The sequence below is a fragment of the Bartonella sp. AU55XJBT genome, assembly GCF_028618525.1.
Genome location: NZ_JAQITC010000007.1, coordinates 102,838 through 114,879 on the forward strand (window position 1 = coordinate 102,838; position 12,042 = coordinate 114,879).

Below are 12,042 nucleotides of genomic sequence, written 5' to 3' on the forward strand. Positions count from 1 at the left end.
TTTCTTTCTGGGGTGGATATTCTTTTTAGAATTTAAGACGATAAAACACGCATCCCACCAGAATACCCACCAGAATAAATGTGCCACAGCATGAGGTGAAATAATCAAATAAATCCTTTATAGGAAAATTCATCTTAAAGGTAAAGACACCTTTGTTGAGGATCATTCCAAGAGAGATCTCTTGTCGTTGAGCAAAAATCACGCTATAACAGAATGTAATCTCATGGTAAAACAGTTTATTCCAGCCTCGCTTTATTTTAAAAGTGGGTGGAAAAAACGAACATATAAGAACATATAATGAAGAAGTTCCAGTGCTCTTGAATGGGCGGTAACCTGCCTCATAGAAGAGGCGCAGAAGAGGATTTATAAAGATGGCAACGCAACTTTTGATGCCCAAAGCAACAGCTGTTTGGTTGGTTGATAATACAGCTCTTTCTTTTGAGCAGATTGCAGAATTTTGTAAATTGCATGTCTTGGAAGTCAAAGCTATTGCCGATGGAGAGGCCGCTTATGGTATTAAAGGTCTCAATCCGATTAATTCTGGGCAGTTGACGCGCAGTGAAATTGCCCGGGTGGAGGCGGATCAAAATGCACGCTTGAAAATTTCTCAATCAAGGGTGCACATTCCTGAAAAAAAACGTAAAGGAGCGCGCTATATCCCTCTTTCTCGACGTCAAGATCGTCCCAATGGTATCTTATGGTTGGTGACCAACCATCCCGAGTTGAAAGATGCACAAATTGCAAGGTTGATTGGGACAACAAAAGCGACCATTGAACAAATCCGCCTTCGAACCCATTGGAATAGTGCTAATTTATCTCCTCTTGATCCTGTAGGGCTTGGCTTGTGTTCGCAAATCGATTTAGATTTTGAACTCCAACGTGCAGCAAAAAATCGCCCTGTTGCTGCAGAAGAAGATAGGTCATTGCTTCCCGCCTCTGTGACGGAAAACGCTGCTCTAGAGGAAAATGAAAGTGAAGATGATTCCCACAAAACTTTTGATGCTGATAGAGTTTTTGCAAAATTGAACGCGCTGCAAAAAAATCGTCAAGATCAAGAGGAAGCGTAAGTGGTAGGACATACCAGAGCAATGTTTCTCAATTGATTATCGAGATGTTAGAGGAATAGCTGGGAGGGTAGAAAAATTGGCAGAGACTGAAAAATGATGACAAAAAACAGAAAAATTTCGTCTTCATTAGGAATTAACGGTTATTCTTAAAAATATTTTTAAGAATTTACCCTTCTTTAAAGGAGAAACGGACTATGTGCTCTACCAAAAATACTCTCTCTCGTTCCTTAGCGATCCTCTTTCTTTTCTCCCTATGTTTGGGTGGGTGTGGCAAAAAAAATACCGGTGCATTTCACGGTATGAATGGCGCTTATATGAATGATGCTGGTTTAAATCAGGTGTTACCAGGTTCAGGACAAGAATTTACGGTTAATGTGGGGGATCGTGTGTTTTTTAGTCTCGATTCTTCTTCATTGGATGCGGATGCTGAACGTATTTTAACGCGTCAAGCAGAATGGTTGCTTCATTATCCTTATTATTCTATTATGATCGAAGGTCATGCTGATGAAAGGGGAACACGTGAATATAACTTGGCACTTGGACAGCGTCGTGCTGTTACTGTGCGAAATTATTTGGTGTCTCTCGGTGTGTCTGCACAACGGATTCAAACAATTTCTTACGGAAAAGAAAGACCTGTAGCTGTATGTGATGATATTTCCTGTTGGAATCAAAATCGACGTGCTGTGACAACGCTAAGTGATATGAACAGTCATTAAATGAGCAAATTGTTTGTTTCTACCATTCAATGAACTCTTAAGGGGAGAAAAGAATGTATCGTAAAATCAATTGGAAAACGATCTTTTATATGGCGGTTTTCGTAGCTTGTTCTACTTCATTTGCTGAAAGTGCGGCTCGAAAGGCTTCAGAATATCCTGCACATGATACGGATAAAGTTGGCACCGCTGATAAAGCTGTTTCCGATGCAGTGGAAAAAGCCACTGACGCTGCTGATAAAGCCGCTTCTGGTGCGGTGGAAAAGGCCACTGACGCTGCTGATAAAGCTGCTTCTGGTGCGGTGGAAAAAGCTACTGACGCTGTTGATAAAGCCGCTTCTGGTGCGGTGGAAAAAGCTACTGACGCTGCTGATAAGGCTTCCGATGTGCTGAAGAAAGCCAAGGATGCTGCTGATAAAGCGGCTTCTGGTGCGGTGGAAAAAGCTTCTGACGCTGCTGATAAGGCTTCCGATGTGCTGAAGAAAGCCAAGGATGCTGTTGATAAAGCCGCTTCTGGTGCGGTGGAAAAAGCCACTGACGCTGCTGATAAAGCTGCTTCCGGTGCGGTGGAAAAGGCACCTGACGCTGCTGATAAGGCTTCCGATGCGGTGAAGAAAGCCACTGATGCGGCTAAAAAAGCAGCTTCCGATGCGATGGAAAAGGCACCTGACGCTGCCGATAAGGCTTCTGATGCCGTGAAGAAAGCTTCTGAGGCTGCTGATAAAGCAGCTTCCGATGCGATGGAAAAGGCACCTGACGCTGCCGATAAGGCTTCCGATGCGGTGAAGAAAATACCTGATGCGGCTAAAAAAGCAGCTTCCGATGCGATGGAAAAGGCACCTGACGCTGCTGATAAGGCTTCCGATGCGGTGAAGAAAGTACCTGATGCGGCTAATAAAGCTGCTTCCGATGTGGTGGAGAAAGCCACTGAGGCTGCTGATAAGGCTTCTGATGCGGTGAAGAAAGTACCTGATGCGGCTAAAAAAGCAGCTTCCGATGTGGTGGAGAAAGCCACTGAGGCTGCTGATAAGGCTTCTGATGCGGTGAAGAAAGTACCTGATGCGGCTAATAAAGCTGCTTCCGATGTGGTGGAGAAAGCCACTGAGGCTGCTGATAAGGCTTCTGATGCGGTGAAGAAAGTACCTGATGCGGCTAAAAAAGCAGCTTCCGATGTGGTAAAGAAAGCCACTGATACTGCTGATAAAGCCGCTTCCGATGCCGTGAAAAAAATCTCTGATGTTTCGGCGCACCAAGGGATTATTTTAGAGAATCAGCAGGCTTTATTTAAAGATTATGATTTAGATAAGCTTTTGCATAAGATACGGATGGTGCTTGAGCATAACAATCTAAAAAATGTTAACAAGCAATTTCACCGGCTTTTTGATAAAAAAGACTCTTCTGTTTATTCTTGTTCCGTTGAAAGTGCCGCGTTGGATGAGAAATCTCAGACTGAAAAAGAAGAGATGGTGCAGCAGCTGAGCGTGGATAACCAGACAAATGTTGCTGATGTGAAAGACCATGATGTGAAGGAAACTGAGGAGATTTTAAAAAAAGTGCATGACGTAAGTGCTCATATCGAAGCACATCAGAGTGACACTCTTTCTTCTTCCAAAGCTTTGTATAAGGAAGGGTATGATTTTATCCGGTCTGCCAACTATGTTGAGGCTGAAAGGCGCTTTTGTGCTTTTCAAAATCGTTACAAAAAAGATCCTTTGAGTGACGATGCTTTGTTTTGGTTGGCTGAATCTTTGTTGGGACAAAAACGCTATCATGAAGCAGCACAAGTTTATCTGTCCGCATGGTATGCCGATAAAAAGAAGCTCTATACCTCTGAAATTTTGCTGAAATTAGCAAGGAGTATGGTTGCTCTTGAGAAAAATGAAAAGGATTGTGCTTTTTTCGCAAAGAAATCAAAACATCATCAAATGTTAGAGTCTGTGTTTTGTAACCCTCTAAAATAAGCAGCGAGGTTGTTTTGGGTGTGCGTTAGACTGGCAAAAAATCTCTTTAAAACATCGGATTTTATTCAGTGTCGACGAGTGATTCTTGCCGTCTCAGGGGGAAGTGATTCTTTAGCTTTAATGTTTTTGGTCAAAGAGTATTTGGAAACGCTCTCTGCTCCTCCGGAAATCATTGCTGTGACGGTTGATCATCAATTGCGTAAAGAATCAGCGCGTGAAGCAGACACTGTTGCGGAAATTTGTCGTGCCCATCACATTAAACATATTACTGTGCGGTGGGAAGGCAAAAAACCAAAGACACATATTGCTTCTAGCGCTCGTGTTGCACGCTATGATCTCTTGGTTTTGGAAGCGCAAAAACAAGGCGCTTCCCTTATTATGACGGGACATACACTCAATGATCAGGTTGAAACTTACCAAATGCGGTCTCAACGTCTTCAAAAGAGTAGGGGGCTTTTGTGCGATGAAGTTAGTGCTATGCGTGATGGGTTGTCTGAGAGCGGTTTTGCTGATGCGTTGCGCGGTGATGGAGCTATGGGTGATGAAGATCATGCTAGAGAAACGAAAAAAAATATTGCCGAAAAAGAGGGGCTCTATGAGCGTGGTTTATCCTGTATTCCACGTGAAGCATTGTTACATGGAAAAGTGCGTTTGATTCGGCCGCTTCTTGGTGTAAAACGCCAAACATTGCGCAATTATTTACGCTTACAAGGAAAAATGTGGATTGATGATCCCACAAACGAAGATCGCAATTTTGAACGTGTGCGGGTGCGCCAATCTCTTTCTTCGCAAAAGCTTACTGATATTGCTCAAAAAATAAATGAAGCCGCCTTGCAGCGTCGTCAACAAGCGCAAAATATTGCCAATTTAATTGTAGCGCTGGATATTACGGTTCAACATGGGCGTTGTTTCATCAAAAAGCCTGCGCCACTTTTACAAAAACATGTTTGTTTCCCTTTCGTTGTTGGGCTTTTTGCCGTGTTGATGGGTGGGGGATTTTATTTGCTTCCCAAGCAAAAATTGAGCACGCTTGTTCAAAAACTCTGTCTCCATTCTTCCGAAAAACAGCGTTTTACTTATGCGGGCTGTGTGATTGAATATAACAAAGATGGCATTGCTTTGTGGCGCGAAGGGCGCAATATGAAAGAGGCTCTGGTAGGGACAGAGGAAACACTCATATGGGATGGGCGCTATCAGATTACCAATCATGGATCTGAGGCTATAAAGGTTGGAGCAGCAAATTTAAAACAGCTGAAATCTTTATTGCAAAATAGCAATCTTGATCTTGAAAAGCCCCATTTTCCCTCTTTACAATCGTTGCTGATGATTTCAAATGATGGAGGATATGATATTCCGGAGTTGATTTCTCAAGCGATTATTCATAAAAATGTTATCATCAAGCGAATTATGGCGCCTTTCGATTGGCTTTCCTCACGTGAAGATGCTGCGCTGGTGAATGTTTTGGAACCTTTTTTTAATCTTGAGGTGAAAAGATAAAGAAAAATCACTCTAAAAGAAAATAAACAGCTTCTCATCTCTTGGCAAGGGGCTGACAAGGTTATATGTTAAGGGGAACTGTTTGAAATCTATATTTGATTAAGTGGGCTGAATATGAATTCCAATTACCGCTCTCTCCTCATTTGGGGAGTTATTGCCTTGATTTTGATTATATCGTTTTCTCTCTTTAATGGAGATAGTCAACGTTCTGGTGGTGGAGAAGTCTCCTATTCTGAATTTTTGCAAAAAGTTGAGAATAATGAGCTGAAATCGGTGACCATTCAAGGTCAAAAATTAACAGGACAAACTGTCGAACATAGAACTGTTTCAACTTTTGCACCACGCGATCCTAGTTTGATACAAAAATTGGAAAGCAAAAACGTCAATGTTAAAGCTATTCCTGAAAGTTCTGGAAATAGTATCTTCCTCAATCTCCTGTTTTCTTTGTTGCCTGTTATTATTATCGTTGGGGCGTGGGTCTTTTTTATGCGACAAATGCAAAATGGGTCACGCGGGGCAATGGGATTTGGGAAATCAAAAGCAAGGTTGCTTAATGAAGCACAAGGACGTGTTACCTTTAAGGATGTTGCTGGCGTTGAAGAAGCAAAACAAGATCTCCAAGAAATTGTTGAATTTTTGCGCGAACCACAAAAATTTCAACGCTTAGGAGGACGTATTCCACGCGGTGTTTTGCTTGTTGGTCCTCCAGGAACCGGTAAAACGCTGTTAGCGCGCTCAGTAGCGGGGGAAGCTAATGTGCCATTCTTTACCATTTCAGGGTCTGATTTTGTTGAAATGTTTGTAGGTGTTGGGGCGAGCCGTGTGCGAGATATGTTCGAACAGGCTAAAAAAAATGCACCTTGTATTATCTTTATCGATGAAATTGATGCTGTTGGACGCCATCGGGGAGCTGGACTGGGTGGGGGAAACGATGAGCGTGAGCAGACCTTAAATCAGTTGCTTGTCGAAATGGATGGGTTTGAGCCCAATGAAAGTATTATTCTGATTGCTGCGACAAACCGCCCTGATGTGCTTGATCCTGCTTTATTGAGACCAGGACGTTTTGACCGACAAGTTGTGGTGCCAAACCCAGATGTTTCTGGCCGGGAACAAATCTTGAAAGTGCATGTGCGCAATGTCCCTTTAGCACCGAATGTTGATTTGAAAGTTTTGGCAAGGGGAACACCAGGATTTTCCGGTGCGGACTTGATGAATCTTGTCAATGAAGCTGCTCTTATGGCTGCAAGCCGTAATAAAAGAGTTGTGACAATGCAAGAATTCGAAGATGCAAAAGATAAGGTGATGATGGGGGCTGAACGCCGTTCAACCGCTATGACACAAGAGGAAAAAGAACTCACGGCTTATCACGAAGCAGGGCATGCTATCGTGGCTCTCAATGTGCCAGTTGCTGATCCTGTCCACAAAGCAACAATCGTTCCAAGGGGAAGAGCATTGGGAATGGTGATGCAATTGCCGGAAGGTGATCGCTATTCCATGAGTTATCGGTGGATGATTTCTCGTTTGGCCATTATGATGGGAGGGCGCGTGGCTGAAGAGTTGAAATTTGGAAAGGAAAATATCACATCGGGGGCTTCTTCTGATATTGAGCAAGCAACGAAATTAGCACGTGCCATGATCACACGGTGGGGATTTTCTGATCTGCTTGGAAATGTCGCTTATGGCGATAACCAAGATGAAGTCTTTTTAGGTCATTCTGTCGCGCGAACACAAAATGTTTCTGAAGAAACAGCGCGCATGATTGATATGGAAGTGCGTAAGCTTATTGATGATGCCTATAAAAACGCGACCAATATTTTAAAAACAAAAAGAAAAGAATGGTTTGCTCTCGCTCAAGGCTTGTTGGAATATGAAACTTTAACGGGTGCTGAAATTAACGAGGTCATTGCAGGAAAACCTCCTTCACGCACACAGAAAGATGAGGGGGCGGCACCACGGACTTCCTCTGTTCCAAAAACTGGAACGGTGAAGGCAGAGGACTCTGTGGTCGATGAAAAAGACGCCAAAACAGCACCTAAAACAGTTGTCCATAAAGCGGAGAACGTTAAAAGTGAGGCAAGCAAAGCAGAGGGCGCTGTTGGGAAGAAAACAGCAAATTCCAGTAATACTCAATCCAAGGATATGGAGCCTAAAAAAGCGCAATCGGATGAAGCTGAGAAAAAAGCGCAAAGCGCAAAAGGTTCCACAAAGTCAGTTAATCATTCTCAAAGTAAAAACAGTGTTGAAAAAAAGTTAAAACCTTCGGGATCTGATAAAGGAAAATAAGAACCCTTTAAAAACACTTGAGTGACTATGTTTTGGGAAAAATTTTAAATTCTTTGAGAAAGGCGTGAGCATTGCTTGCGCCTTTGATGTAATGTTTACCAAAATATGGAAGCAAAAAATTAAGCAAATCCGTTTATTATGACAGCTTTAGCAGGGGATAAGGTAGTCTGTTCTCTTACAATATTGGTAGGGTGCGAGGTTAAGTGATGTGCGGGGCTTTGCGGTTTTGGTCCGATGGTTGTGAGGTTTGATGATGAATTGGCTTACGGGTTTGGTCAAGGGTGTGAGGTGATGGATTGGCTTGCGATTTTGATAGGATGTGAGACTATCCTTTGGGTGTATTCAAGGGATGTGTGAAGCCTGTTTAAAAAATAATATTGCTTTATGTGTGCAGAGGAGAAACATTATTGGTTGAGCGTCGTTTAGATCTGTCAATGGTGAAGAGGGTTTTTAATGATCTAAAAAGATGAGGATCGAGTCAATCTTATTTATAAGGTAAAGGGTATAGGGTGAGGAAGCCTATTGTACCAAGGAGGCTGTTAGAGCTTTTAAAAAAGCCTAAGGGAAGAAGGATAAAGGAACGAGGCATGGTGCAAAAATATTTTGGGACAGATGGAATTCGGGGGAAAGCTAATTCATTTCCTATGACACCTGATTTTGCCATGAAGGTGGGGATGGCTGTAGGGATCTTATTCCGTTCACACCATCAATCGCGTCGTGTGGTGATTGGCAAGGATACCCGATTATCTGGCTATATGTTGGAAAATGCTTTGGTTTCAGGATTGACGGCTGCGGGGATGGAAGTTTTTTTATTGGGGCCCGTTCCGACACCTGCTGTTGCAATGCTTTGCCGTTCTTTGCGCGCAGATCTTGGGGTGATGATTTCTGCTTCTCATAATCCTTTTTATGATAATGGCATTAAACTTTTTGGTCCTGATGGCTTTAAACTTTCAGATGATATGGAAGCAAAAATTGAACAATTGATCGATACAGATCTGTCAAAATCTTTAGCAAGTTCTGCCGAAATTGGTTACGCAAAACGAGTTGAGGGGGATATTTATCGTTATATTGAATATGCCAAACGAACTTTGCCTCGTGATGTTGGCTTAGATGCTGTGCGTATTGTGGTGGATTGTGCTAATGGTGCTGCTTATAAAGCAGCGCCCCGAGCTTTATGGGAGTTGGGGGCTGAGGTTTTTGCTATTCATGATGAACCCAATGGCACCAATATTAATCAAAAATGTGGCTCAACCGATTTAAGCTCTTTAAAACGCAAAGTGCATGAAGTGCGTGCTGATGTGGGGATTGCTCTTGATGGAGATGGCGATCGTGTTCTCATTGTTGATGAAAAGGCACAAACGGTTGATGGAGATCAGTTGATTGCTGTGATCGCTGAAAATTGGCATAAAATGGGACGGTTACGGTCCAATGGTGTTGTCACAACGATTATGTCTAATCTGGGACTGGAGCGGTTTTTGAACGGCAAAGGGTTGGATCTGATCAGAACAAAAGTTGGAGATCGTTACGTTGTCGAGGCCATGCGCCAAAAAGGATATAATGTTGGTGGTGAGGCTTCTGGGCATATTGTGCTCAGTGATTTTGGGACAACGGGTGATGGGTTGGTGGCAGCCTTGCAGATTTTAGCTTGTATGAAGGAAAGTCAGAGCCCTATGAGCCAATTGTGTAAACGATTTGAACCTGTCCCGCAAATTTTAAAAAATGTAACGATTAAAAATAAAAATGTCCTGGAAAAAAATCCCGTCAAAGTGGCCATTGATCAAGCAGAAAAGCGATTGGGAAAAGAAGCACGGCTGGTGATCCGCGCTTCTGGAACTGAGCCGGTTATCCGCCTTATGGCCGAAGGAGATGCACGAGACGTGTTGGATACGGTCGTGACAGAGTTGATGGATGTGATCATCCATCATGATGAACGCGTGAGTACTGTGCTTGAGAAATAAAGAAATGAGAATGATCAATTTTTTTCATGACAATTCTAATGTTTATAAAGTAAAAAAAGCCGCGTGATATAAAAATAATAAACATTTTTTTATATCTTGTCTTGTTACATATTCTCTTAATTTATGATTTTAGGATTTAAACATAAAAGAATTGAAGCCTTCTATAATACCGATACGACTAAAGGGATTAAAACCGCCCATGCTGAAAAAATAAAATCTATTCTAGGGGATCTTGAAGGAGATGTATCGCCAAAAGATTTAAAGTTATGCGTCCTTTTGATTAGATCTACTAAAAGATGATCTCAAGGATTATTGGTCAATTATTATCAATGAAAATTGTCGTGTAATATTTCGCTTTGGTGGCATAGATGTTTCAATGGTTGATTATCGAGATTATCACTAAGGAGATCTAAAAAATGATGAAGAATCCTCCGAATCCTGGTGAATTATTGCATGAAGATGTGATCAAAGAACTTGGTTTATCGGTTAATGAAGCAGCAGAGTGGCTTGGTGTATCTCATGGAGCACTTTCTAGAGTTTTAAATGGAAAAGCTGCTATGAGTGCTAATCTTGCTATTAGGCTTGAAATGTCTGGTGTAAGCACAGCACGTGCGTGGCTCGCACTGCAAACAAATTATGATTTATCAAAAGCAATTTCTAAATAACAGTCTCATGATAAAGATTGCAGAAAAGAGTTTCAAACGGCGGTTAAATTTTTGCAACAGAGATATTTGGAAGAGCAAAACAATGCGAGATAGAGCGTATAAAAATCAAAAGATATGATACGGTAAAGCAAGGGATAAAATCTTGTGTCTGTAGCCTATTCGAGCGATAACGAATATCAACAAAGGAGGATTTTAATATGTTGAGTGAAGACGAAATTAAACGACGTCGCTTTGCTGCTAAAAATGCATTAGCAAGTCAACGCTTAGAGGGATTGGAACCAGATCCACAGGTCGTTTCTCAGATGGAGCGGGTTATTATAGGTGAACTTGAAACAAGTGATATCATCAAGGATCTTATAGAGCGGATAAAACGTGGTGAAGTATAAAGGGAGCGGTGATCCTTATACTGATTGTGAGACTGGTGTCCTGTATAATCGGTTTGGCATTAAAGACAAAGCCACATTGCAGCGTGTAGAACCTACTTTCGCTTATATAAGGTCTTATGAACTTGATAGTATTCCTATTAGGGGTAAGTTTGATCTGGGTCATATGAAAGAGATCCATAGAAAACTGTTTGGTGACATATATGAATGGGCGGGACAAATTCGTTCAGTGAATATTGCCAAAGGCAATAGTATGTTTGCGAATTATAATCAGATTGAAAGTTATGCACTAAAGATTACGCAACAGCTTGCAAAAGAACATTATCTGCGTGGTCTTAATATGGATGAATTTAGCCAAAGGGCTGGATATTACATGGGAGAGGTGAATGCGTTGCATCCCTTTCGAGAGGGGAATGGGCGTACTCAGCGTGAATTTATGGGGCAACTTGCCAATGAAGCTGGTTATCATATCAACTGGAAGGGTATCGAGAAACAAGAAATGATAGAAGCATCAATTGCGGCACATTTTGGTAATTTAGAATATCTGTCTGCACTCATTCATAAGAACCTTAATCTCTTATAACCAGCTGAGTTTGTGGCAAGTGCAACAATAATGCCAAGTTTGAAAACTGTTGCTATAAAGTCCCATAAAGGTATGGAAGAACGTCCATAGATGATATTGTACCCTATAAATATAATGTAAATGGTACAAGATAGTTTAAGCGGAGCACTTAACCCCGACGAAAGATTGTTAATAGTTTTATCCATTATTTCTTCAAGAGCCTTCGTTACAAAGCTATTCATATCAGTGAATATGGTTATATTTTCAAATGCCATTGCACATCCATTCTATTCAATGTTTGCAAATATGATCATTTATAATTCAATTATTATCTTGTTTCTGTTCAGCTTTTTCTTTCGCTTCTTGTTCGGCTTGTTCTTTTGCTTTTTGTTCAGCTTTCCATTTTTCATGTTCAGCCCTAAGTTTATCCATACTTTTTTTCCGTTCCTCTGCTGCTTTACGAATTCTTTCTTCAGCTTGTGCTTTATATTCTTTTTCAAGTTCTAAAAATGCTAACCGCATGTTTTCACAATTCTTTGAAGTCCCTGCAAATCCACATTTAGCATCCCACTCTAGGCGTAAATTTTTATCTTTTTTAAATTCTGCGACGCTATAGGTTTTTTCACAGCCAGCAGCGATGAGTCCTGTGCCAAGTAGCAATGTTGTTATGATGATCTTGTTCATGATTAGTGACTTTCTTGTTGTTGTTCTTCTGCTGCGCGTTCTTTCGCTTCTTGTTCGGCTTGTTCTTTTGCTTTTTGTTCAGCTTTCCATTTTTCATGTTCAGCCCTAAGTTTATCCATACTTTTTTTCCGTTCCTCTGCTGCTTTACGAATTCTTTCTTCAGCTTGTGCTTTATATTCTTTTTCAAGTTCTAAAAATGCTAACCGCATGTTTTCACAATTCTTTGAAGTCCCTGCAAATCCACATTTAGCATCCCACTCTAGGCGTAA

Annotated in this window: 12 protein-coding genes and 1 pseudogene; 10 read left to right on the forward strand and 3 right to left on the reverse strand. The window is 41.5% G+C overall.

Features of this window, described 5'->3' with window-relative positions:
- Positions 1–371 precede the first annotated feature (371 nt).
- The 10 genes from PVV70_RS05105 to PVV70_RS05150 all read left to right on the forward strand — a co-directional run bounded on the left by PVV70_RS05105 (position 372) and on the right by PVV70_RS05150 (position 11,110).
- Positions 372–1,067 (forward strand): DUF1013 domain-containing protein, encoded by a 696-nt coding sequence (locus tag PVV70_RS05105; protein WP_273758212.1) that lies wholly within the window; start codon positions 372–374, stop codon positions 1,065–1,067.
- A 194-nt stretch (positions 1,068–1,261) separates the two neighbouring features.
- A complete protein-coding gene (gene pal / locus PVV70_RS05110) occupies positions 1,262–1,783 on the forward strand; it encodes a peptidoglycan-associated lipoprotein Pal (protein WP_273758213.1) in 522 nt (173 codons plus the stop codon).
- 53 nt (positions 1,784–1,836) lie between these two features.
- The gene (locus tag PVV70_RS05115) at positions 1,837–3,741 is read left to right on the forward strand and encodes a tol-pal system protein (RefSeq protein WP_273758214.1); all 1,905 of its coding nucleotides are present in this window, start codon (positions 1,837–1,839) and stop codon (positions 3,739–3,741) included.
- An 18-nt stretch (positions 3,742–3,759) separates the two neighbouring features.
- Entirely contained in the window at positions 3,760–5,238 is a 1,479-nt protein-coding gene (tilS, locus tag PVV70_RS05120) for a tRNA lysidine(34) synthetase TilS (protein WP_273758216.1), read from the forward strand.
- 114 nt (positions 5,239–5,352) lie between these two features.
- Entirely contained in the window at positions 5,353–7,521 is a 2,169-nt protein-coding gene (gene ftsH / locus PVV70_RS05125; RefSeq protein ID WP_273758217.1) for an ATP-dependent zinc metalloprotease FtsH, read from the forward strand.
- Positions 7,522–8,108: 587 nt separating this feature from the next.
- Positions 8,109–9,479 (forward strand): phosphoglucosamine mutase, encoded by a 1,371-nt coding sequence (gene glmM, locus PVV70_RS05130; protein ID WP_273758218.1) that lies wholly within the window; start codon positions 8,109–8,111, stop codon positions 9,477–9,479.
- Between the two features lie 325 nt (positions 9,480–9,804).
- On the forward strand, positions 9,805–9,882 hold the full coding sequence (locus PVV70_RS05135) for a hypothetical protein (protein ID WP_273758231.1): 78 nt from the start codon (positions 9,805–9,807) through the stop codon (positions 9,880–9,882).
- Between the two features lie 13 nt (positions 9,883–9,895).
- Entirely contained in the window at positions 9,896–10,144 is a 249-nt protein-coding gene (locus PVV70_RS05140) for a HigA family addiction module antitoxin (protein WP_273758219.1), read from the forward strand.
- A 197-nt stretch (positions 10,145–10,341) separates the two neighbouring features.
- Entirely contained in the window at positions 10,342–10,530 is a 189-nt protein-coding gene (locus PVV70_RS05145; protein WP_273758220.1) for an antitoxin VbhA family protein, read from the forward strand.
- Entirely contained in the window at positions 10,517–11,110 is a 594-nt protein-coding gene (locus PVV70_RS05150) for a Fic family protein (protein WP_273758221.1), read from the forward strand. The genes PVV70_RS05145 and PVV70_RS05150 overlap by 14 nt, the downstream gene beginning before the upstream one ends.
- Here the strand turns inward: PVV70_RS05150 and PVV70_RS05155 are convergent.
- The 3 genes and pseudogenes from PVV70_RS05155 to PVV70_RS05165 form a co-directional block, all read right to left on the reverse strand.
- A pseudogene (locus PVV70_RS05155) lies at positions 11,107–11,364 on the reverse strand (type IV secretion system protein); the annotation flags it as partial. The gene PVV70_RS05150 and the pseudogene PVV70_RS05155 sit on opposite strands and share 4 nt — an antisense overlap.
- Positions 11,365–11,410: 46 nt before the next feature.
- Positions 11,411–11,773, reverse strand: coding sequence for an EexN family lipoprotein (locus tag PVV70_RS05160; protein ID WP_273758222.1), 363 nt, complete (start codon positions 11,771–11,773; stop codon positions 11,411–11,413).
- 2 nt (positions 11,774–11,775) lie between these two features.
- A partial coding sequence (locus PVV70_RS05165; protein ID WP_273758223.1) for a hypothetical protein occupies positions 11,776–12,042 on the reverse strand: 267 nt, incomplete at its 5' end.